The following is a 22,574-nucleotide window of genomic DNA, read 5'->3' as shown; positions in this document are numbered from 1 at the left end:
TTATCGGACAGCCTAAATATAGCACAAATGCTCAATAGTGTAAAACTGTTGAGCATTGTTATTAGATATTATTTGAAATGAAATTTTTAAACGCTGTCTTTGTTAGCTAAACCTGACATTAGCGAAAATATCCCGATTTTTCTTCGGAATTGTAGCGTTGACAGGCCTTCATTTTCCTATGAAATACTCGCATTTTTTTCCAAAAACTAGAATAAAAACCTCACTTCTTTACCAAGGACTTACTTCTGTTCCATCGGTTATCTCATTGCTAAAAAATTTACCCGTTGGTGCATCCTCAGCTGTTAAGGTATGCTTAATGATGAAGTTTGCGGCATTCTCTACGGTTCTTGGTCCGCTATGGTGATTAAAATCTGTTGCGGTATAGCCCGGGTCAATGGCATTTATTTTAAAAGGTAAATCCTTTAATTCATAAGCCAATAAAATAGTAAATGCATTTAATGCCGCTTTTGAGGTTACATAACTGGTAGCCTTGTAATTATAATATTCCCAACTTGGGTCACTATGTAAAGTCAAAGAACCAAGTCCAGAGGTGATGTTACTAATTCTTGGGCTTTCAGCTTTTTTAAGTAATTCTAAAAATACTTGTGTAACGCTAATTACGCCAAAAAAATTAGTGTCAAATACTTTCTGAATGTCTTTAATAGTTGCATCTGAAGTTGTTTGAGGAAAGTCGCCGCTTATACCTGCATTATTGATTAAGATATCTAATTTGCCTTGCTCGCCTTCAATAATGTTTTTAGCTGACAAAATAGTTTCAGGCTTAGTTGTGTCAATTGCAATAGCCTTGATATTTTGAAAGCCATTCTTATTTAGTTCTTTTACAACTGCATTTCCTTTTTCTAAATCGCGACTTCCTAAATAGACGAATAATCCTTTTTGTGATAGTTGTTTTGCTATTTCTAAACCAATGCTTCTGTTGGCTCCTGTTATTAATACTGATTTCATTTTTAATTGTTTTAAATTATAAAACAAAGGTGCTCAGTTAAAAAATGAAACCATTTGCCATTTGGCAAAAAGCGATTAGCGTATATTTTTTCTTATTCTACTTAGAGAGGATTGTGTGATACCTAAATAAGAGGCGATATAAGAAAGCGGAATGCGATTAACTACATTGGGATAGATTTCTAGAAACTTTAAATAACGGGTTTTGGCATCTTCTGATACCAAAGGGCTTCTTCTTTCTACTTTTTGCCCTAATGCTCTAGAGATAATTTTATATACAATGGTATCCCAACCAACAATAGTATGCAGTAGTTCTAACCAGTCTTTTCTCGAAAAAACAATCAGCTTACAATCGGTAATTGCCTGTACATAGGCACTAGAACAAATCTCATTGTCAAAGCTCTCTAAATCAACTACAAGATTATTTTCTTCGATAAAGTATTTGGTAATTTCTTCACCTTTATTGTTGTAATAGCACACTCGCATTATACCTTCTACTATAAAACCGACTTCTCGAGAAATTTTCCCGGCTTCAGAAAAATATTCGTCTTTAGGTATTGTAAGTACTCTGGTTTTACTGGAAATTAGTTCAATTTGCTGCTGATTTAAATTGCCAAATCGCAAAATATAATCTATCAATGCTTTCATTTTGCCAAGGTAGTAAAAGTTATTTTTTGGAGATTTGCCATTTGGCAAAAAATGCACTTTGAAGGGCCTAAATTAAACTATGAGTTTGGACCGCTGCCTTTGTTAGCTAAACCTGACATTAGCGAAAATACTTTTTGTCATGCTGAGCTTGTCGAAGCAAAAAAAATTGAAGCGTTGGCGGGACTGAATTCTCCAATAAAATACTGACATTGTTTTTCAAAATTCATTGAGTGAGATTGCTTCGCCCTGTGATAAACAGAACTTCGCAATGACGATTTACTCCTATAAAAAAGCCTCTCGAATTAATCGAGAGGCTTAGTGTTTATTTGTGTTGTTTTATTTTCCTTGACCCATGCCACCTTGACCACCTTGTTGGTTTTGATCTTGTTTAATGTCGTCGTTTTTGATTTTCTTTTTCTCAGTAAATTTCAACTTACCAAATTTATAGCTAAAGTTTAAACCGAAAGAACGCAACGGATAGTAGATATTTTGGCTTTGATAGTTATTATCACCTTGTGTTACAGTTTCGATATGTAAATCGCGTTTAAATGGATTTAAAACATTTAAGCCAATTGTGCCTTGTTTTTTGAAGATGTCTTTTTTAACAGCGCCACCATAAAAAAACATAGGCTCTGTTTTACTTTGATAAGTGTAACGAGGTGAATTAACCACACCGAAAAACTCTAAATTCCAACCACCTTTAAATGAATTTGCAGAGCGCATGAAGAAGTTATAGTTTAAAAATGTTCCTTCATTCATTCCCTTAATATCTTCCCTACTATTAATTTCATAAGTATTTAAGGCAATGTTACTCATCAATGTCCATTTTGGAGTAGGATTATAAGAGGTGAATAAGTTAAAGCCATAACTTTGTGTTGTACCCACGTTTTCGAAAGTAGATAAAATTTTGCCTGATGATAGATCGTTTTTATTAATCGCTTCAATAATATTTTTTGTACTACGATAGAAAACAGATGCATTGATAATTGAACCTTTAATATATGTAGAATAACCAAACTCCATGTTATCACTTAGCTCCGGTGCTAAATCAGGATTTCCTTGAAAGTCAAACGAAATGTTGCTCTTATTTAAAAAAGGATTTAGATAAGCCAAACTTGGGCGTTGAACCCTACGGTTATAGGCTAATTTTAATGTTGTTTTGCCATTAATAGTTTGAGATAGAATGGCACTTGGGAACAAGTTAAAGTAATCGTTTTTACTATTAGAGAAATTGATAGCGGTATATTCTGCCCTAACACCCCCTTTAAATTGAATTTTTTTGGTCAAATTAAAAGCGATTGTACTGTAAGCAGCACCCACATTTTGATCATAATCAAAATCTTGATTTAAACCCGTATCATACTGGCTTTGGATATTTCTAAAAATAGCCTTACCACCTGCTTCGAAAGTTACCGTTTTACTAAATGGATAAACATAATCTGTTTGGGCTGTATATTCTTTGTTCTCACCAACGTTACTACTTGCAGTATAGCTATCTGGCATCCCTACTATTAACGATTTGTAATCATTAATAAATTCGTTAGTGTTCTTTCCAGCGGTTAGTTGACCCGAAATAGAAAATTCTTCGCCTTGTTTTTTGGTCGTCAACTTATAATCCATATTCCAGTCTAAATTACCATTGCTCATATCTGTGCTACTTTCAATATTCCCAGACTTCACATTATTAGTAAAAAAACCCGAGTTACCCGGACCTCCGTTGTAAAAACGAGTGTACTTAGCATTTGTACTGATATTGTTATAAGCATTAAAATCGTAATCTAAGCCCAAACTTCCGTTGTATGCTTCTCTTTTCCAGTCTGAGGTACCGTCTTGAAGAACACTTGTAGTTACATTGTTTTTAGTAATTTCATTTAAAAATACCACTCTCGATTCTTGAGGATAGGCCAGTTGAGTACCCAAGGCAGTATTAACACTAAAACGTCCAGTTTTAGCTGTTAAATTAAAAGCTCCTGCGTTTTGGCGTGTACCCGCTGTAGCATTTACACTACCACTTACACCTTCTGCATTACTTTTTTTGGTAATGATATTGATGATACCACCAGAACCTTCTGCATCATATTTAGCAGATGGGTTAGTAATTACTTCTACACTTTTGATTTGATCTGCTGGTAACATCTTCAAAGCATCAGCAACACTATTTGCCATTGTACCAGATGGTTTACCATTAATTAAAACACGTACAGAACTTCCACGTAACTGTACATTTCCATTAATATCTACAGACAGCATTGGCACTTTACGCATTACATCAGTTGCATCGCCACCTGCATTGGTAGCATCAGCTTCTGCATTGTAAACCAATCTATCAATTTTGTTCTCAACTACCGCTTTTTGTCCGATAATGTTAACTTCATTTAAAGTATTTGAAGTTGGCGATACCGAAATAGAACCTAGGTTATAATCCGGCTTTTCTGGCGTAGTTTTAATAATTACTGTTTTTGTTTTATAACCAATAAAACCAATTGATAATTTATACTCATCTGGCGCAACATTTTGTAAAACGATTTTACCTTTTTCGTCTGTTACACCACCATTTATAGCTTTACCATCTTTTACTTTAGCTAATGAAACAGTAGCATAATCTATTGGTTGTTTAGTTAATGAGTCTAAAATAACTGCAGTAATACGACCAGTTACTGTTGCTTTTTGACCTCCTCCCATTCCTGGAAACTGAGCCTTCGCATTGAACATGATGATTAAACCAGCACATAATAGTAGAATTTTTTTCATTTGTATTATTTTTAATTTGTTTGTCTGTTTCCTTAATTAGTTCAACAAAACTACTTTTTGTTACAATAAGGACGTATTAATTTTAGACCATCTGAACTAAATAGACGGTGAATGGTAAAAATTTATCGGCGAACGGTTTGTACAAAATTGCATACAAGCAACTGAAAATTGTTAACTGAAAACTGATTAGTTCTTTTCGAAAGTTTCTATTTCTTTTAAAAACTTCCCTGATTTAATAATCGATGACCATTCAACTCCATAAAACATCATCCTGAACCATCTTTTATCCATATTTTTGATATTAATGTTATTAAAGAACCAAATACCTATATAAGTTAAAAGTGCTATTACTGGCATTTGAATAAGCCAGAATGCAAATGGATTTTTCTCAATTAGCTCTAAACGAATATTCCATGTTGCAAAGACGGGAAATTGCAAAAAACATATACCTATTACTTTTAAAGTAGAACTCTGCAACTTTGCCATTTTTTGCTGCATATATAAAATGCTCTCACTACGGTCAATTTCACTTATGAGCACCAATTGTCTAATATACATGCCTACCGCGATGATCATAATCAATAAATGAATACCAACAGATAGATTAATAAAGATGGATAAGATAGGGCTCAAATGATATAAAAAATAGGCTACCAATGCAGAATAAATAATGCCTATAAAAACGACCAAAATTTTATAATTTCTTGCTGGCCTAAGCGCATTTTTGGCTTTTTGTTGTTGCAGTTCGGCAATTATTTTTTGGTTTAGAGAAAGGGATTTTTCCAGTTTCTCATCGTATTGTTTCCAAAGATTTATAATTTCTATATTTTCCATGATTTAGTAATTATCGGGATGAAAATTTTTGTTTCAATTGTTCTTTAATTCTGTTAATTTTTGTTGCCACATTGGTAGATGTAATCCCTATAATTTCGGCCATTTCTTTATGGGATTTTTCTTCGAGATAGAGAATCATTAATGCTCTATCCAATGGGTTTAATTCATTGATGAATTGTTGTAATGCATTTAAATTTGTTTCTAAACCTTCTTCTAAATTTTCATCTGCAATTTCAATAACATGATCGCCCATCAAAACTGTTGGTGTTGCCTTTTGCTCTTTGCGATAGAATGAAATAGCAACATTGAGGGCAATACGGTACATCCAGGTAGAAAGTTTGTATTCAGATTTGAAACTGCTCCACGATTTCCATAATTGATAGATTATTTCTTGCGCAAGATCTTCTCTGTCATCCATATTGCGGCAATAAGAATTACATATTTTAAATATGATTCGCTTATTTGCCTCAATTAAGGTTAAGAAATCTGGTGAAGTTTGTTGCATTAATTTAAATTCATCTTTCCCTATTATTCGCAACAAGGTCAGAAATATCACAAGGAATGTGAAAATTATTTATTCTTTTAACCGCAGAGAAAAGGGAAGGCACAGAGAACGCAAAGTTTTATTATGCAAAATAAAACCATAGCGCAAAATGACCACTAAATATAATTCGTCATGCTGAATTTATTTCAGCATCTGTTTACCTGTGTGTGAAAATTATTTATTCTTTCACCGCAGAGAAAAGGAGGAAGGCACAGAGAACGCAAAGTTTTATTTTGTGCTATAAATCCATAGCACAAAATAGCCACAGATTTGCAGATTGATTTTAATCTGCAAATCTGTGGCTAAATATTTCGACTTACTATCTCAATACGCAAATCGCTCTACGCAATACTAAACAACAATATTCACAATCTTTCCTTTTACAAAAATGATTTTCTTAGGTGTCTTACCTTCCAAATATCCTTTTACTTGTTCATTTGCCAATACTGTTTCTGTAGCTTGAGCTTCGTCTAAACTTAAACTTAAGCTTAAATTCATCTTCATTTTACCATTAATAGAAATTGGATAAGCGAACTCTGCCTCTTCTAAATAAGCAGGATTAAATTTTGGATAGGATGTATTTGATAAATCTGTATTACCTAACAACGACCATAATTCTTCGCAGATATGAGGCGCATACGGAGAAAGTACAATCACTAAATCTTCTAACACTTGACGGTTTTTACATTTCAAATCTGTTAATTCATTAACAGCGATCATGAAACTAGAAACGGAAGTATTGAAAGAGAAACGCTCTACATCGTCCTGAACTTTTTTAATGATTTTATGTAATGCTTTCAATTCTGCTTTGGTAGGAATTGAATCCTCAACATGGAAATTCCATTCTTCATTGTGAAACAATCGCCAAAACTTACGCAAGAATTTAAATACACCTTCAATTCCGTTGGTATTCCAAGGTTTACTTTGCTCTAACGGACCTAAGAACATTTCATACATACGTAAAGTGTCAGCGCCGTAATTTTCAATCAAAACATCTGGATTAACCACATTGAATTTTGATTTAGACATTTTTTCTACTTCACGAGAACAACGAAATACTGAATTTTCAGAAATAAACTCAGCTTCATAAAATCTAGGATCCTTTTGCTTTAAACTAAGTACATCGATCTCATTTTTAGAATTAACATAATCTATTGGAACATGTATCTTATAACTATTAATAAAAGGAAGCACCACTACCTTATCAAGTAAACTAGCATTCTTCAATTCTTCATATAATGACTTCGTATAAAAATCAAAAAGCTCTTTTCTTTTCTTATCTTGCTCGATTTCTTTTTCACTTATTGGATTAATGTGTTGTTTTAGTAAAATTTCAACTATATCGTAAGACAGGAACTTTCCAGAAATAAATCTGTATTTTTCTGTAATTCTTTCAAACGCCTCCCATTCCTCGGTAAGAAAATCAATACTTTTATCTTCACCAATATTAAAACCTATACTATGCGCAAAAGCGCTTTCACCCACAATCATCCCTTGGTTAATCAACTTTTTGAAAGGTTCTTCTTCGTTTACATAACCTAAATCTTTCAAAAATTTGTTCCAGAAACGGCTATACAATAAGTGCCCAGTTGCATGTTCTGAACCACCAATATATAAATCAACATCCTTCCAATAAGCAATCGCTTCTTTAGCAGCAAAATCACAATTGTTTTGTGCATCCATGTAACGGTACCAATACCAACTACTTCCTGCCCAACCAGGCATGGTGCTCAATTCATATTCATATTGATCCTCGTAACTCCAATCTGTTGCCCTACCTAAAGGTGGTTCGCCACTTTCAGTTGGTAAATATTTGTCAATTTCTGGCAATAGTAGAGGCAGTTCTTCTTCCTTAATTAAATAAGGCAAACCATCTTTAAAGTAAACCGGAATTGGCTCTCCCCAATAACGTTGGCGACCAAAAATAGCATCACGCATGCGGTAATTAACCTTTGCCTTACCAACACCTTCTCTTTCTAACCAGTGGTTTAAATAAGAGGTAGCTTCTTTATAGCCTAAATTATTAATAAAATCAGAGTTGATGTAGCTACCTTCTTTAGTTGGGTCTGCTTCTACTTCAATATCTTTTTGTCCGTCTAATATTTGAATAATAGGTAAATCGAAATGTTTGGCAAACAACCAATCACGTTGATCTCCACTTGGTACACCCATTACGGCACCAGTTCCATAACCAGCTAAAACGTAGTCGGCAATCCAAATAGGCACCAATTCATTGTTAACAGGGTTTATTACATAACTTCCTGTAAATGCACCAGAAACTGTCTTCGTATCCGCCATACGGTCTAGCTCAGATTTCTTTTTAGTTTGTGCAATATAATTAGCTATTGATTCTTTTTGAGTTTCAGTAGTTAAAGCTTGCACCAACTCATGTTCTGGTGCTAAAACAATAAATGAAACGCCAAAAATGGTATCAACACGGGTTGTGAAAACTTCTATATAGTTCTCAGTTTTCAGTTTTGAGTTTTCAGTTTCGTCAATTGCTAACTGTGAATTGTCAACTGCAAACTTAACTGAAGCTCCCACACTTTTACCAATCCAGTTGCGTTGCATTTCTTTAACAGGCTCTGGCCAATCTATAGTGTTTAAGCCCTGTAACAAACGTTCTGCATAAGCAGAAATACGCATGCTCCATTGCATCATTTTTTTCTGTTCTACTGGATAACCACCACGTTCAGAAAAACCATCTTTCACTTCATCGTTTGCTAAAACAGTTCCCAAAGCTGGGCACCAGTTTACTGTGCTTTCTTTTAAGTAAGTTAAGCGGTATTTCAATAATTCAACTTGCTTTTCCTCGGTAGTAAATGTAGCCCAATCGCTTGGCAAAAATGAACGTACATCTTCATCACAAACTGCTTTTACATCGGCGCTACCAGCTGAATTGAATTTCTCTATTAAAGTAGTAATGTCTTCTGCTTTGTCGGTTTCTAGATTGTACCATGAATTAAACAATTGCATAAAAATCCACTGTGTCCATTTATAATACCCTGGCTCACTTGTACGTACTTCCCTACTCCAATCAAAAGAGAACCCAATTTGATCTAGCTGACGGCGATAAGTTGCAATATTTGCTTCAGTTGTAATTGCTGGGTGTTGACCAGTTTGAATGGCATATTGTTCTGCTGGTAAACCAAAAGAATCATATCCCATTGGGTGCAAAACGTTAAATCCTTTTAATCTTTTATATCTAGAGAAAATATCTGATGCGATATAGCCAAGTGGATGACCAACATGCAAACCCGCTCCAGATGGATAGGGAAACATATCTAACACATAATATTTTGGTTTTGTAGAACTTGAATCTGCTTTAAATGTATGATTTTCCGCCCAAAACTTTTGCCACTTTTGCTCTATGGCTGCAAATTGATAATCCATTAATTTCCTCTTTCTTAAATAGTTTGCAAAAATAAGGAAATTAAGCCTCTTTTTTAAGAGATGAGTTAATTAAAAAAGCGCTACCACCTATTATGGCAGTAGCGCTTGTACAAAATTCCTTAATTTATTTATCTACTCAAGTAGTAAGTCTCCGTTATCTTAGGATTTGAGCCTACAACTGTACCAGTGAATTGAAATTTATTTTCGGTAATTGTAGTTAAGGTACAATCTAAATCTTTAGCAGTAAAGTTCAAGTAAATAACATCTCCAACTGTAACATTAAAGGTTCCGAGAGATCTTTCAGCGCCCAAACTCAATTCTACATCATCTGTTTCATTATTTTTAAAGTCCATATAGTCGCTTGCTGCATATGTTTTTGTCACAGTCTCAGCACCAGCTGTTGTGATGTCAATTTTGTTAACTTGCCACTTCCCTATCATTTTAGATTTTAGTGGCTTGGTTGCTTCATCTTGTTTTTTACAAGAAGTAAAACTTGCTACAAACAGCAAAATGGTTCCGGCAAATAATAATTGTTTTTTCATGTCAATTTAAGGTTTATTTTCAGTTTAATGAGAAACGTTACCATCAATAACGAAACAAATTAGGTGTCAGTATCATTAATTATAAAAAGTTAAATAATGTTAAGGCTTCTGCTAATTGATACAAAATTTGCTAATTTGCTTACGTTAATTAAGCCTTTGTGCAAAAACAAAAAGGCATTTAATTTATGTTTCTGCTTATCTTTCTTTATTTTCGCAGAAACAAAAACACAAATACATGGAAGAATTTGAAGTAAGCGAGGCTTCTAAGAAGACCAAAACAATATACATATCAACCATTTTTAGCATTGCCTTGGTTTTGTTAATGTTAGGTATGTTAGGTTTAATCTTAGTTCACGCTAAAAACCTATCTAATTATGTAAAAGAGAATATTGTTTTAAACATTATTGTTGATGAAGGCGCAAAAGAAACTGATATTCTGGCTTTTAAAAAAGATTTAGAGGGCAATATTGCGGTTAAGCAAACACAGTATGTTAATAAAGAGGTAGCTCAACATAACTTAACAAAGGATTTAGGCGAAGACTTTGTAAACTTTTTAGGTTATAATCCCCTGCTTTCTACTATCGATGTATATTTAAAGGCTGATTATGCCAATAACGCAACCATTGATGCATTAAAAAAGAAAATTGAAACAAATCCTATCGTTAAAGAGGTTGTTTATCAAAGTTCTTTAATTGATATGGTAAATAAAAACATCAGTACCATAAGCTTAATTGTTTTAGGTTTTGCACTGATTTTATTGGTTATTGCAGTAGCTTTAATTAACAACACTATTAGGCTTGCTATCTTTTCTCAACGCTTTTTAATTAAAAGCATGCAATTGGTTGGCGCTACAAAGAACTTCATCAGAAAGCCCTTTATCTTAGTAGCAGCGCTGCATGGTTTAATAGCTTCTTTTATTGCAATTATCATTCTGCTTGGCTTACTCTATTATGCCCAGAAAGAAATTCCTGAAATATTAATCTTAAGAAATTATACAGAGTTTGGAATTGTGCTTTTAAGCATGGTTGCAATTGGTATTTTCATTACTTCGATTAGTACATTATTTGCAGTAAGCAGATATTTACGTTTAAAACTTTACGATCTTTATAGATAATGGCAGAGAAAAAATCAGCTCCTGTAAAACAGGATGAAAAATTTGAAATGGTTTTTACTAAAAAAAACTATCAATTGTTATTAATTAGTATTGCTATTGTTGTACTTGGCTTCATTTTAATGATTGGTACCACAGGCGATATTTATGATACAAGAAGAACTTTAATAGCGCCAATGGTTGTGCTATTTGGTTTTGGTTTCGGCATTTATGCCATCTTAAAAAAATAAGTTTTAATGAATTTCTTACAAGCTTTAATCCTTGCTATAATTGAGGGGTTAACAGAATTTTTACCAGTTTCATCAACTGGCCATATGATTATCGGTTCTTCTGTAATGGGCATCGCTTCAGATCCCTTTGTAAAACTTTTTACAATTTGCATTCAACTTGGCGCTATCCTCTCTGTGGTAGTTTTATATTTTAAACGCTTTTTCAAGAGTATCAACTTTTATATCAAACTTATTGTTGCTTTTATCCCTGCTGCTATTTTTGGTGTGCTATTGAGTGATAAAATCGATGCAATGCTAGAAAGCCCCTTAACAGTTGGCATTTCTTTGGTTGTTGGTGGTGTAATTTTGTTATTTGTAGACAAATGGTTTAATAATCCAACCATTAATGAAGAACCAGAAATTAATTATTTAACTGCATTAAAAATTGGCTTTTTCCAATGTTTAGCAATGATTCCTGGTGTTTCTCGTTCTGGAGCTAGCATTGTTGGTGGTATGAGTCAGAAATTAAGCAGAAAAGTTGCTGCAGAATTTTCATTTTTCTTAGCTGTGCCAACCATGTTTGCCGCAACAGGCAAAAAACTACTAGATTTTTATAAAGATGGACATACCATTTCTACAGAGCAAATGCAAATTCTAGCTTTTGGTAACATCGTAGCATTTATTGTTGCTTTATTAGCCATTAAAAGTTTTATTGGCTATTTAAACAAAAACGGTTTTAAGATTTTTGGTTGGTATAGAATTATAGTGGGCTTAGTTATTATCGCACTGCTTTTATCTGGACACGAGCTCTCTATCATTTAATCTGTACCTTTGTAAGGTAAATTAATCACCGCTTTGGATCATAAAAACATTAAATTTCCTGATTTTGATTTTGCAGCAGGCGAACTTCTATTGATCAACAAGCCTTATAAATGGACTTCTTTTGATGTAGTTGGAAAAATCAGAAACTCGCTAAAACCACTAAAACTAAAAGTTGGTCATGCTGGTACTTTAGATCCATTAGCTACTGGCCTTTTAATCCTTTGTACTGGAAAATTGACTAAACAAATAGATACTTTTCAAGCAGAAGAAAAAGAATATACAGGCACTATGATCTTAGGAGCAAGTACACCATCCTTTGACATGGAAACAGAAGTTGATGAGACCTTCCCTATTGATAATATTAGCGAAGGGGCTATTTATAAAGCAACTGAACCATTTAAAGGGGATATAGCGCAATATCCGCCAGCACATTCTGCTGTAAAGGTTAATGGCGAACGTTTATATGTTAAAGCTCGCTTAGGAGAGGAAGTTGAGCTGCGCAAGCGCTATGTAACTGTTAGTGCTTTTGAAATTACTAGAATTGCTTTACCGGAAGTAGATTTCAGAATTGTATGTAGTAAAGGAACTTACATCCGTTCATTGGTTTCAGATTTTGGAAAGCAATTAAACAATGCTGCATATTTATCTAAGCTTACCCGAACACGTAGTGGTAATTTTTTACTTTCCAATGCATTTGAAGTAGCAGATTTGGTTGAGTATCTTCGCAATAAGCGTGAAGAAAATAAAAGGGAAATAGAAACCAAATAAATCATTTTTATGATAAACATCAAATATAAAAATACTCGATTTTTAAAAGAGGGAGCTTTAATTATTTGCGGTGTAGTATCTGCTTGCTTTGGACTTAAAAGTTTTTTGTTGCCAAGTCATTTTATTGATGGTGGTGTAACCGGTATCTCTCTATTGGTTAAGGCCCTAACCGGATGGAATTTATCATATCTCATTATAGTAATCAACATTCCATTCATTTTAATGGGATACAAACAGATAGGAAAAGGCTTTGCCATAAAAACTGCAATAGCTATAGCCTTACTTTCAATAGCTTTAATTGTATTGCCTTTTAACCCAATTACACATGACAAATTACTGATTGCGTTTTTTGGCGGCTTCTTTTTAGGAGGTGGAATTGGATTAGCGATGAGAGGTGGCTGTGTAATTGATGGAACAGAGGTTTTGGCCCTATATATTAGTAGAAATAGCATGTTAACGGTAGGAAATATTATCTTAATGTTAAACATTATTATTTTCGCTTTTGCTGCTTATTTTTTAAATATCGAAACAGCGCTTTACGCCATTTTAACCTATCTATCCGCTTCAAACACGGTAGATTTTATTGTTAATGGACTGGAAGCTTATACAGGTGTAACCATCATTTCAGAAAAAAATGATGACATCAAACACTTCATTATCAACAATATGAAAAGAGGGGTTACGGTATATAAAGGTGAGGGTGGTTATTTAGAAAAGAAAGATATTGATATTATTTATACAGTTGTAACTAAGCTTGAAATGAGCAAGTTACAATCTGAAATTAGACAAATAGACCCTGATGCTTTTGTTGTTCAGCAGCAAATTGCCGACCTTAAGGGTGGTGTTGTTAAACGCCAAGCTTTACATTAAAAAATAAGTTTTGAAGATATATAACCAACTTTCTGATTTTAAGAAACTTGATAATGCCATAGTTACTATTGGCACTTTTGATGGTGTTCATTATGGGCATCAAAAAATTGTAAAAAGGCTTTGTGAATTGGCAAAATCATCTGGCGGTGAAAGTGTAATTCTAACTTTTTTTCCGCACCCGCGGATGATTATTGATCCAGAAAATCAGGACCTAAAAATGATCAATACCATTAAAGAAAAGGCCGAAATTTTAGCCAACTTAGGTGTTGATCATTTAATTATTACTCCTTTTACAAGAGATTTCTCTAACCTCAGCGCCTCCTCATATATCAAAGATATTTTGGTTGATACCATTGGTACTAAGCAAATTATTGTGGGTTATGACCATCGTTTTGGTAAGGATCGCAAAGGCGGAATGAACGAATTAATTGAACTTTCGAAAGTTTACGGATATTCAATTGAAGAAATTCCAGAACAAGACATTAATGATGTAGCAGTAAGTTCTACTAAAATTAGAAATGCTTTATTAGAAGGTGATGTTTCTTTAGCGGCAGAGTATTTGGGGTACTACTTTTCTATTAACGGACCCGTTATTAAAGGAGATAAGATTGGAAGAACAATTGGATTCCCCACTGCAAATATCTTTGTAGAGGAAACCTATAAACTTATTCCAAGTGATGGAATTTATGCCGTTACTGTAGAAATGAGCCAAGAGTTTGTAGAAGAAGGTTTGGAGCCTGGACACTCAACTCGTAACTCACAACCCACAACTTTTAAAGGAATGGCCTACATTGGCCAACGCCCAACAATCAACGGAATGACCAGAAATATTGAGGTTAATATTTTTGACTTTAATCGTGAAATTTATGGCCAAACCATTAAAATGAACTTTTTAAAATTCTTGCGCCATGATGTTAAATTTACTGGTTTGGAGGCTTTAACTTTGCAACTTCATCAAGATAAAGAAGACACTTTAAGTTTTTTCAACAGTCAGCCTAATATAAAATAGTGCCCTCAGTTAACTTAAAAACTAATTGCTTTTAGTATATTTAGAGCAATGAGGTTTTTGATTACTTGCTTGCTATTGTTTTGTTTTCAATCTTTTGTGGTTTGCACCAAAGAAGATGGAGCATTTACTTTCGCTCAAAAAACAATTACTACTTCAAATACAGACAAAGCAATAGCTACATTAGCTTCTAAAAAAGAAAGTAGCGAATCTGTAAAAAAACCATCATTTGAGCGTTTAGATCGAATTCATCAAAATCTTGGCAATCATCTTTATGTGGTCGTTAATTTTTTGCGCTACCCTGATTTAATCTTATCAATCCCTTTACAATCGGTTAAATATTTAAGAGCTAACGCTAATCATAGTTATCGTTTTATTTTTGGCTGCCTTTATCCAAAGCATACTTTTTGGTAGATATTTTTGCTTTTTGGCATTAATTATTTATCTAATAAAAAATATACTTTATGATTCATTTACCTGTATTAATTGCAGATTTAGGCCTAATTTTAGCCGCAGCTGGAGTGATTACACTTCTCTTTAAAAAAATTAAACAACCCCTTGTGTTAGGCTATATTTTGGCCGGTTTATTGGTTGGACCACACATTAATATTATCCCAACGGTTAGCGACAATAAAAGCATTACCATTTGGGGTGAAATAGGCGTTATTTTTCTGCTATTTAGCCTAGGACTAGAATTCAGTTTTAAAAAATTAGTTAAAGTTGGTGGATCCGCATCTATAACAGCCATAGTTAAAATAATCTTTATCATTCTAGCTGGTTACTTAATAGGTAAGGCTATGGGATGGAATGACATGGATAGTATTTTCCTTGGAGGAATTATTTCCATTTCATCTACCATGATTACCATTAAAGCTTTTGAAGAGCTTGGAATTAAGCATAAAAAATTCGCTGGTTTAGTATTTGGGGTACTCATTGTTGAAGATTTAGTCGCTATTTTATTATTAGTGCTATTTTCTACTATGGCCGTTAGTCAGCAAGCTGCTGGTCCAGAAATGATCAAATCTATACTTAAGCTTGGCTTTTTTCTGATATTATGGTTCTTAGGAGGAATATTCTTAGTGCCTTCTTTTTTAAAAGCCACAAAAAAATTAATGAATGATGAAACCATGCTAGTGGTATCATTAGCCTTATGTTTGGTGATGGTATTATTGGCAGACAAGGTTGGTTTCTCTCCAGCACTTGGTGCCTTTGTTATGGGATCTATATTAGCAGAAACAACACAAGCAGAACGTATAGAGCATTTAACTAAATCTGTTAAAGATTTATTTGCTGCAGTATTTTTTGTATCAGTCGGTATGCTTATCAATCCTAGTATATTGATAACCTATGCTTTACCAATATTCTTAATCACATTGGTAATCATCTTCGGGAAAATTATTTTCACAGTCTTGGGAGCTTTACTTGCAGGCCAGCCTTTAAAAACTGCTGTGCAAGCAGGTATGAGTTTAGCACAAATTGGTGAGTTTTCTTTTATCATTGCTACTTTGGGGGTAAGTTTAAAAGTAACAAGTGACTTTCTTTATCCAATTGCGGTTGCCGCGGCAGCGATAACAACTTTTACAACACCCTATCTTATTAAACTGTCTGAACCACTCTATAATTTTTTAAATAAAGCACTACCTATAAAATGGGTTGAAGCAATAGAACGATACAGTTCGAGTACAGAGGGCATAACCACAATGAGCGATTGGAAGATTTTATTAAGATCTTACATATTTAATACGATTATCCACTCCGTAATTATCATTTCTATTATTTTACTAGCAGCAAGGTTTTTAAATCCATTTATACAAATCCAATTAAATGCAGGCGCAAATTCAACCATAATAAGTGTAATTATATCCTTTATTTTAATGTCTCCTTTTTTATGGGCATTATCATTAAGAAGAATACAGAGAACTGCTTATTCTCACCTGTGGTTAAATAAAAAGTATACCCGTGGACCACTTATTGCAATTGAAATATTTAGAATTATTCTAGGGATTTTCTTTGTGGGCTTTTTGATGTATGAATTTTTTGAAACTTGGGTAGCTGCAATTATAGCGTTAACCCTAGTTATTTTAGTAATGATTATTTTTTCTAGAAAACTCCAATCATTCTATAATAAAATGGAGAATAGGTTTATGCTTAACCTAAATGAAAGGGAAAACAGAACTCCAAATATTTTGCCATGGGATACCCACTTAACGGAAATAACTGTTGCTCCCGAATCAGAATTAGTTGGAAAAACCTTGGTAGATTTAAAAATCAGAGAACAATATGGAGTTAATATCGCCATGATTGAAAGAGGTAGAATTAATATTTCTACTCCCAGCAGAGATGAACGTTTGTATCCTAACGATAAGCTTTTAATTATTGGAACAGATGATCAATTGGCAAAAATTAAACCACTGTTTGAGGGAATAGTAGATGAAACATTAGTCTCAATTCCGATGGAGGATATGTCTTTACAAAAAATTATCATCAATAGTAAATCGTCTGTTTTTGGTCAAACCATTAGAGATTCTGGAATTAGGGAGCAAACTCAGGGTCTAGTTGTTGGAATTGAAAGAAATGGCCAACGTATTCTAAATCCTGACTCTAATTTAGTATTTGAGAATGAGGATATTGTGTGGATTGTAGGTAACAATAAGAAGATCCCTGAGTTGCTGAAATAAATTTTGTCATTCTATTATTAGAAGATTCCTTGTTCCTCGGAATGACAAATGGTTAAAAATTGTTTAATTTTAATAGAATAAAACTGAACCATGGAACAATACGATAAACGAATAGACACTTATATTGCCAAAGCAGAACCATTTGCACAACCTATTTTAAATCACATTAGAAATTTGGTGCATCAAGCCTCACCATTAATTAATGAAACAATTAAATGGAGCTTTCCTCATTTTGAATATAAGGCTACTATTTGTTCAATGGCATCATTTAAAGGGCATTGCACTTTGGGGTTTTGGAAAGCTTCGTTAATGCAAGACCCTTATCAATTATTTAATGAGAAAGAAAGTGCCATGGGTAGTGTTGGTAGAATTGAAAAGTTAGAAGATTTACCTTCAGATAAAATTTTAACCGAATATATTTTAGAAGCCTTAAAGATTGATGAAAGTGGAGCAAAACTAAAGAAAGTGATTATACCAAAAGCAGAAATACCAATGCCATCTTATTTTGCTGACGAATTAAATCAAAATCCAACAGCAAAACAACACTTCGAAAACTTTAGTCCTTCTCATAAAAGGGAATACTTAGAATGGATTACCACAGCGAAAACGGAAGCCACTAAATTAAAAAGGATGGCAACTACAATTGAGTGGTTAACAGAAGGGAAATCGCTGAATTGGAAGTATCAGAGGTAAAGGTTATCGGGACGAACTAAGGCGTTTTTGTATTCTGCAACCCTCGTTTCCTGAACAGTTTATCATTAACTAAACCCGATAATAACGGAAATATTTTGTGCTTCGACTACGCTCAGCATGACAAAAATATTGAAGGGGATAGCGGGACCAAACGTTAATAGTGCTACAGCCTATGCTTTCCAAAAAAATCCTACATTCTTAATCCTAGAAATCTTGTAACCTAATTAGTTACAATAAACAACGGTTTGTTTAATGATCAGGTACAATGCCAAAGCCCATAAAAAAAGCGCAATAGAACGATTAATGATATGGCTACTTAAAGCGAATTTCTCTTGTATATACTTTGCAAAGTGAGCATATCCATATAAAGCCAATGCAGAACCAATTCCAGAGCCTAAACTAAAAATAACTAGAGAAAGATAATCAGTTTTAATCCACTCATGTAGAATTACATAATTACCAAAAAACAACCAAAAAGGAATTTGAACTGGGTTTAAAACACCAAGCAACATCCCATAAAATACGCTGCCTTTTTTACTTCTGTTGTCCTCTGCTTTTGTCTTTGGAACTTTTTTACGGTTAATCCAAGTGATGGTGCCCATTACAACAAAGAGCATAATCATAAACAAATCTACATAAGTACCCAATCTAACTTCACTTACATTTTCATTCAAATTTACATCGCTTGAAACCCAACGTGCAAAACGCATCATGCCAAAAGTGAAAAATACTTCTACAATTGAAAATGAAAGTATGAAATACAATGCTTGGCGCATGCCCTTGTTAATGGTAAGCTGCGCCACAGTAAGATTAATATTCCCTGGCGGAATATAACCCATGGCATTTAACAAGATGCCTATAATTAAGGTTAAAAAGAGCATATTTTGCTAAGATACTATTTATTTCAAATGTGCTTTTAAAAATTGACCTGTATAAGATCCTTTTGCTTTTAATAAATCTTCTGGTTTACCCTCAAAAACTACATGACCTCCTTTGTCACCTCCTTCCGGACCTATATCAATTACCCAATCAGCGCATTTAATCATATCCATATTGTGCTCTATTACCAAAATTGTATTGCCCTGTTCTATTAAAGTATTTAATGCTTTTAACAGCTTTTTAATATCATGGAAGTGCAAACCAGTGGTAGGCTCATCAAAAATGAACATCGTTTTATTTGCATTATTTCCCTTGATTAAAAATGAGGCTAATTTAATACGTTGCGCCTCGCCACCTGATAAAGTATTAGATGATTGACCTAAATGTACATAACCCAAACCAACATCTAATAATGGGTTTAATTTCTGCAAGATCTTCGGCTCATTTTTAAAGAATACTACAGCTTCTTCAATCGTTAAATCTAAAATATCAGCAACATTTTTATCCTGATAAGTAATATCTAAAACTTGTTGCTTAAATCTTCTACCACCACAGGTTTCGCATGGCAAATAAATATCTGCCATAAATTGCATCTCAATTTTCACTTCACCCTCACCCTGACAGGTATCACAACGACCACCCTCTACGTTAAAAGAAAAAGCAGCTGGTTTTAATCCATTTGCTTTTGCTGCAGGCAAGGCTGAAAATAAAGCTCTTACATCATCCCAAGCTTTAACATAAGTTACCGGATTTGAGCGAGAAGAACGACCAATTGGATTTTGATCTACCATTTCTACCTGGCTAACCAAGTCAAGGTTTCCGAAAATCCCATCGTAACTACCGGTTTGTTCACCAGCATAATTACCAATGGCTTTCTGCAAAGCAGGGTATAAGATTTTTTTAACCAAACTCGTTTTTCCTGAGCCAGAAACACCACTTACACAAGTAAAAATTCCCAATGGAAACTTTACATCAATGTTTTTTAAATTGTTTTCTCTTGCACCTTTAATTAAAATGTGGTCATTCCAATTTCTGCGTTTTGCAGGAACAGCAATTTCTTCTTTTCCGGCTAGGTAACGGCCAGTTAATGAATTTTTATCCTTGATGATTTCATCATAAGTACCACTAAAGACCAAATTCCCTCCATGTGTACCTGCTTCAGGACCAATATCAATGATATGATCTGCAGCTTTCATCATTTCTTCTTCGTGCTCTACTACCAAAACAGTATTACCAACGTTTCTAAGCGATTGTAAAACTTCAATTAGTTTATGGGTATCACGTGGATGTAAACCGATACTAGGCTCATCCAACACATATACAGAACCAACTAAACTACTGCCCAAAGAGGTTGCCAAATTAATACGTTGACTTTCACCTCCAGATAAAGTATTAGATAAGCGATTTAAAGTTAAATATCCTAAACCAACATTGTTTAGATATAAGATACGACTTGTAACCTCAGCCAATAAACGTTTGGAAATCTTAACTTCAGTTTCTGATAATTTTAATGATTCGAAGAATGGTAAAATGGTAGATAAGGGCATTAAAACCATGTCTAAAATAGACTTCCCATTAATTTTTACATAAGAAGCGTCTTTACGTAAACGTGTACCTTTACAATCTGGGCAAATCGTTTTTCCGCGATAGCGCGAAAGCATTACACGGTATTGTATCTTATAAGTCTGCTCTTCAAGTTCTTTAAAAAACTGATCTAAGCCATCAAAATATTTATTTCCTGTCCAAATTAAACGCTGTTGTGCTTCTGTTAATTCACTAAACGACCGGTGAATTGGGAAATCGAATTTATCAGCATTTTTGATGAACTTCTTTAACCACTCACTCATTTTTTCGCCACGCCAAGGTGCAATGGCATTATCATATAAGCTTTTGCTCTTATCAGGGATTACCAAATCTTCGTCGATACCAATTACATTTCCGTAACCTTCGCATCTTTTACATGCGCCATAAGGGTTGTTGAAGCTGAAAAAATTTGGCGTTGGCTCCTCGAATCTCACTCCATCTAATTCAAAACGATCGCAGAAAAAACTCTGTTTTCCTTCATGCTCTACAAAACAATCACCTTTCCCTTCAAAAAATGCTGTTTGTACAGAATCCGCAATCCGACTTAAAGTTTCCTCTTCTTCGTTAACAACAATACGGTCAATTAAAATTCTTATGGTTTCGGTATCTGTTAATTCAATGTCTTTTACAGAATCATCTTCCAACAGATCCTCTATTTTTGAGATCTTACCTTTAAAATAAACACGTAAAAACCCTTTTTGTAATAATACAGCCAATTCTTCCTTAACACTTCTATTGTTATGCGGGTGCAGAGGACAGAAAATTGTAACTACAGCATCATTACCCAAACTCATTATGAAATCCACTACTGTGGTAACGTTATCTTTTTTAACTACAGCACCAGAAATTGGCGAATAGGTAATGCCAATTCTAGAGAAAAGTAGTTTTAGGTAATCGTAAATCTCGGTACTTGTACCAACAGTAGAACGTGGATTAGAGGTAATTACTTTTTGTTCTATCGCGATAGCCGGAGCTATACCTTTAATATAATCTACATCAGGTTTGTTCATTCTGCCCATAAACTGACGAGCATAAGAAGACAAACTTTCTACATAACGGCGTTGACCTTCGGCATATAAAGTATCAAAAGCTAAGGATGATTTGCCCGAACCAGACATACCAGTTATAACAACTAATTTGTTTTTAGGAATAGCTACATCAATATTTTTAAGATTGTGTACCCTTGCCCCTTTTATAATAATATGTTTGTGTGGATCTTTCTCTATTTCCTTGCTCATGTACCGCCTTGTAACTAATATTTTATATATCCCAAAATTACAAATTTGGTTTCAACCAACGCCTATATTAGACACCTTTTACAAAATTTTACATTTTTTAACATATTTATTGTTGGATTATCAAAAAAAAATCCGTCTTTTGAATTTATAACTCACACAAGTTAGAAACCAACATCTTAAATCAAAGGAGAAAAAGCTATAGATTAAAACTGCTACTTATTTATTGTTTAATAAAAAGAGAAGAATTTTAGTATACGCACTCCTATGAAATTACAGCAGTATAGTGATCAGGATTTGGTGAAGTTATATCTTGACGGAGAAGAATCTGTATTAGAAGAATTACTCCGTAGGCACAAATCAAAAATTTACACATCCATCTATTTATTGGTTAAAGACCAATACCTTGCTGAAGACATTTTTCAAGATGCCTTTATCAAAGTAATTAATACACTCCGTAGCGGCCGCTATAATGAAGAGGGAAAATTTTTACCTTGGGTGATGCGTATTGCGCACAACTTGGTAATTGATTATTTCCGAAAAGAAAAACGTGCGCCTATAATTACCAGCGCAGACGGAACAGACGTTTTAAACTTATTGCAAATTCACGAAGAAAGTGCAGAGGAACGAATGTTACGTGAGCAAACACATGTTGATTTACGGGCGATGATCCATCTTTTACCAGAAGAACAAAAAGAGGTTTTAATTATGCGCCATTATGCAGATTTGAGCTTTAAAGATATTGCAGATTTAACAGATGTAAGCATTAACACTGCCTTAGGGCGTATGCGTTATGCATTGAGCAACCTCCGCAAAATGATGAAAGTAAAAGAGGTAACCACAAGAAATTCCTAAATAAATTCGTCATGCTGAGCTTGTTTTAGCATTTTCATTAGCACATAATAGTAAAGCGCCGCAGTTTTGCAGATCGAATAACCTAATCTGCAAAACTGCGGCTATCCTGTATAATAGTTTAGTATATGTGGGTCATCAGTATGCTTCGTTAAAAATGATGAGGTAAGTTCATAAGAATTTCGCAACAAA

The 22,574-nt window shown here is 33.9% G+C and carries 19 protein-coding genes; 10 read left to right on the top strand and 9 right to left on the bottom strand.

The window, feature by feature from the left end; translation table 11 throughout:
* Positions 1-228: 228 nt before the first annotated feature.
* From FA048_RS12330 to FA048_RS12300, 7 genes are all read right to left on the bottom strand, one after another.
* Positions 229-966 (bottom strand): SDR family NAD(P)-dependent oxidoreductase, encoded by a 738-nt coding sequence (locus FA048_RS12330; RefSeq protein ID WP_136841419.1) that lies wholly within the window; start codon positions 964-966, stop codon positions 229-231.
* 75 nt (positions 967-1,041) lie between these two features.
* Positions 1,042-1,611 carry a Crp/Fnr family transcriptional regulator gene (locus FA048_RS12325; RefSeq protein ID WP_136841417.1) on the bottom strand — a complete coding sequence of 190 codons (570 nt, stop codon included), beginning with the start codon at positions 1,609-1,611 and terminating at the stop codon, positions 1,042-1,044.
* A 336-nt stretch (positions 1,612-1,947) separates the two neighbouring features.
* Positions 1,948-4,362, bottom strand: coding sequence for a TonB-dependent receptor domain-containing protein (locus FA048_RS12320; RefSeq protein ID WP_136841415.1), 2,415 nt, complete (start codon positions 4,360-4,362; stop codon positions 1,948-1,950).
* 186 nt (positions 4,363-4,548) lie between these two features.
* On the bottom strand, positions 4,549-5,196 hold the full coding sequence (locus FA048_RS12315; protein ID WP_136841413.1) for a hypothetical protein: 648 nt from the start codon (positions 5,194-5,196) through the stop codon (positions 4,549-4,551).
* Between the two features lie 10 nt (positions 5,197-5,206).
* Positions 5,207-5,701, bottom strand: a complete 495-nt coding sequence (locus FA048_RS12310; protein WP_136841411.1) for an RNA polymerase sigma factor — start codon at positions 5,699-5,701, stop codon at positions 5,207-5,209.
* 390 nt (positions 5,702-6,091) lie between these two features.
* Positions 6,092-9,133, bottom strand: a complete 3,042-nt coding sequence (locus tag FA048_RS12305; RefSeq protein WP_136841409.1) for a leucine--tRNA ligase — start codon at positions 9,131-9,133, stop codon at positions 6,092-6,094.
* 128 nt (positions 9,134-9,261) lie between these two features.
* Positions 9,262-9,675 carry a hypothetical protein gene (locus tag FA048_RS12300; protein WP_136841407.1) on the bottom strand — a complete coding sequence of 138 codons (414 nt, stop codon included), beginning with the start codon at positions 9,673-9,675 and terminating at the stop codon, positions 9,262-9,264.
* Positions 9,676-9,910: 235 nt separating this feature from the next.
* Here FA048_RS12300 and FA048_RS12295 point away from each other — a divergent pair, with 235 nt between their 5' ends.
* From FA048_RS12295 to FA048_RS12255, 9 genes are all read left to right on the top strand, one after another.
* Complete coding sequence (locus FA048_RS12295; protein ID WP_136841405.1) at positions 9,911-10,789, top strand: cell division protein FtsX; 879 nt, start codon at positions 9,911-9,913, stop codon at positions 10,787-10,789.
* The gene (locus FA048_RS12290; protein WP_136841403.1) at positions 10,789-11,016 is read left to right on the top strand and encodes a DUF3098 domain-containing protein; all 228 of its coding nucleotides are present in this window, start codon (positions 10,789-10,791) and stop codon (positions 11,014-11,016) included. The genes FA048_RS12295 and FA048_RS12290 overlap by 1 nt, the downstream gene beginning before the upstream one ends.
* Positions 11,017-11,022: 6 nt before the next feature.
* Positions 11,023-11,817 carry an undecaprenyl-diphosphate phosphatase gene (locus FA048_RS12285; protein WP_136841401.1) on the top strand — a complete coding sequence of 265 codons (795 nt, stop codon included), beginning with the start codon at positions 11,023-11,025 and terminating at the stop codon, positions 11,815-11,817.
* A 33-nt stretch (positions 11,818-11,850) separates the two neighbouring features.
* The gene (gene truB / locus FA048_RS12280; protein WP_136841399.1) at positions 11,851-12,585 is read left to right on the top strand and encodes a tRNA pseudouridine(55) synthase TruB; all 735 of its coding nucleotides are present in this window, start codon (positions 11,851-11,853) and stop codon (positions 12,583-12,585) included.
* Between the two features lie 9 nt (positions 12,586-12,594).
* Positions 12,595-13,455, top strand: coding sequence for a YitT family protein (locus tag FA048_RS12275; RefSeq protein ID WP_136841398.1), 861 nt, complete (start codon positions 12,595-12,597; stop codon positions 13,453-13,455).
* A gap of 10 nt (positions 13,456-13,465) precedes the next feature.
* Entirely contained in the window at positions 13,466-14,464 is a 999-nt protein-coding gene (locus tag FA048_RS12270) for a bifunctional riboflavin kinase/FAD synthetase (RefSeq protein ID WP_136841396.1), read from the top strand.
* A 48-nt stretch (positions 14,465-14,512) separates the two neighbouring features.
* Positions 14,513-14,875 carry a hypothetical protein gene (locus FA048_RS12265; RefSeq protein ID WP_136841394.1) on the top strand — a complete coding sequence of 121 codons (363 nt, stop codon included), beginning with the start codon at positions 14,513-14,515 and terminating at the stop codon, positions 14,873-14,875.
* Positions 14,876-14,925: 50 nt separating this feature from the next.
* The gene (locus FA048_RS12260) at positions 14,926-17,139 is read left to right on the top strand and encodes a cation:proton antiporter domain-containing protein (protein ID WP_136841392.1); all 2,214 of its coding nucleotides are present in this window, start codon (positions 14,926-14,928) and stop codon (positions 17,137-17,139) included.
* 90 nt (positions 17,140-17,229) lie between these two features.
* Positions 17,230-17,832, top strand: a complete 603-nt coding sequence (locus FA048_RS12255) for a YdeI/OmpD-associated family protein (RefSeq protein ID WP_136841391.1) — start codon at positions 17,230-17,232, stop codon at positions 17,830-17,832.
* A 224-nt stretch (positions 17,833-18,056) separates the two neighbouring features.
* On the opposite strand, the gene FA048_RS12250 is transcribed toward FA048_RS12255, so the two are convergent.
* Together FA048_RS12250 and uvrA are read right to left on the bottom strand one after the other, a co-directional pair.
* On the bottom strand, positions 18,057-18,713 hold the full coding sequence (locus FA048_RS12250) for a LysE family translocator (protein ID WP_136841389.1): 657 nt from the start codon (positions 18,711-18,713) through the stop codon (positions 18,057-18,059).
* An 18-nt stretch (positions 18,714-18,731) separates the two neighbouring features.
* Positions 18,732-21,533 carry an excinuclease ABC subunit UvrA gene (gene uvrA / locus FA048_RS12245; protein ID WP_136841386.1) on the bottom strand — a complete coding sequence of 934 codons (2,802 nt, stop codon included), beginning with the start codon at positions 21,531-21,533 and terminating at the stop codon, positions 18,732-18,734.
* A 264-nt stretch (positions 21,534-21,797) separates the two neighbouring features.
* Here uvrA and FA048_RS12240 point away from each other — a divergent pair, with 264 nt between their 5' ends.
* On the top strand, positions 21,798-22,385 hold the full coding sequence (locus FA048_RS12240) for an RNA polymerase sigma factor (RefSeq protein WP_136841384.1): 588 nt from the start codon (positions 21,798-21,800) through the stop codon (positions 22,383-22,385).
* Positions 22,386-22,574: the final 189 nt, after the last annotated feature.

This window comes from Pedobacter polaris, assembly GCF_005116505.1.
GTDB lineage: Bacteria > Bacteroidota > Bacteroidia > Sphingobacteriales > Sphingobacteriaceae > Pedobacter > Pedobacter polaris.
The sequence above is the reverse complement of the archived record's forward strand: the minus strand, read 5'-3'. Positions and strand labels throughout refer to the sequence as shown.

Bases quoted from the DNA above. Each gene is read 5' to 3' on its own strand.
- FA048_RS12300 (WP_136841407.1), bottom strand. From the start codon at position 9,675: ATGAAAAAACAATTATTATTTGCCGGAACCATTTTGCTGTTTGTAGCA.
- FA048_RS12290 (WP_136841403.1), top strand. From the start codon at position 10,789: ATGGCAGAGAAAAAATCAGCTCCTGTAAAACAGGATGAAAAATTTGAA.
- FA048_RS12305 (WP_136841409.1), bottom strand. From the start codon at position 9,133: ATGGATTATCAATTTGCAGCCATAGAGCAAAAGTGGCAAAAGTTTTGG.
- FA048_RS12315 (WP_136841413.1), bottom strand. From the start codon at position 5,196: ATGGAAAATATAGAAATTATAAATCTTTGGAAACAATACGATGAGAAA.
- FA048_RS12255 (WP_136841391.1), top strand. From the start codon at position 17,230: ATGGAACAATACGATAAACGAATAGACACTTATATTGCCAAAGCAGAA.
- FA048_RS12240 (WP_136841384.1), top strand. From the start codon at position 21,798: ATGAAATTACAGCAGTATAGTGATCAGGATTTGGTGAAGTTATATCTT.
- FA048_RS12265 (WP_136841394.1), top strand. From the start codon at position 14,513: ATGAGGTTTTTGATTACTTGCTTGCTATTGTTTTGTTTTCAATCTTTT.
- FA048_RS12285 (WP_136841401.1), top strand. From the start codon at position 11,023: ATGAATTTCTTACAAGCTTTAATCCTTGCTATAATTGAGGGGTTAACA.
- FA048_RS12260 (WP_136841392.1), top strand. From the start codon at position 14,926: ATGATTCATTTACCTGTATTAATTGCAGATTTAGGCCTAATTTTAGCC.
- FA048_RS12330 (WP_136841419.1), bottom strand. From the start codon at position 966: ATGAAATCAGTATTAATAACAGGAGCCAACAGAAGCATTGGTTTAGAA.
- FA048_RS12250 (WP_136841389.1), bottom strand. From the start codon at position 18,713: ATGCTCTTTTTAACCTTAATTATAGGCATCTTGTTAAATGCCATGGGT.
- FA048_RS12295 (WP_136841405.1), top strand. From the start codon at position 9,911: ATGGAAGAATTTGAAGTAAGCGAGGCTTCTAAGAAGACCAAAACAATA.
- FA048_RS12275 (WP_136841398.1), top strand. From the start codon at position 12,595: ATGATAAACATCAAATATAAAAATACTCGATTTTTAAAAGAGGGAGCT.
- FA048_RS12310 (WP_136841411.1), bottom strand. From the start codon at position 5,701: ATGCAACAAACTTCACCAGATTTCTTAACCTTAATTGAGGCAAATAAG.
- FA048_RS12320 (WP_136841415.1), bottom strand. From the start codon at position 4,362: ATGAAAAAAATTCTACTATTATGTGCTGGTTTAATCATCATGTTCAAT.
- FA048_RS12325 (WP_136841417.1), bottom strand. From the start codon at position 1,611: ATGAAAGCATTGATAGATTATATTTTGCGATTTGGCAATTTAAATCAG.
- uvrA (WP_136841386.1), bottom strand. From the start codon at position 21,533: ATGAGCAAGGAAATAGAGAAAGATCCACACAAACATATTATTATAAAA.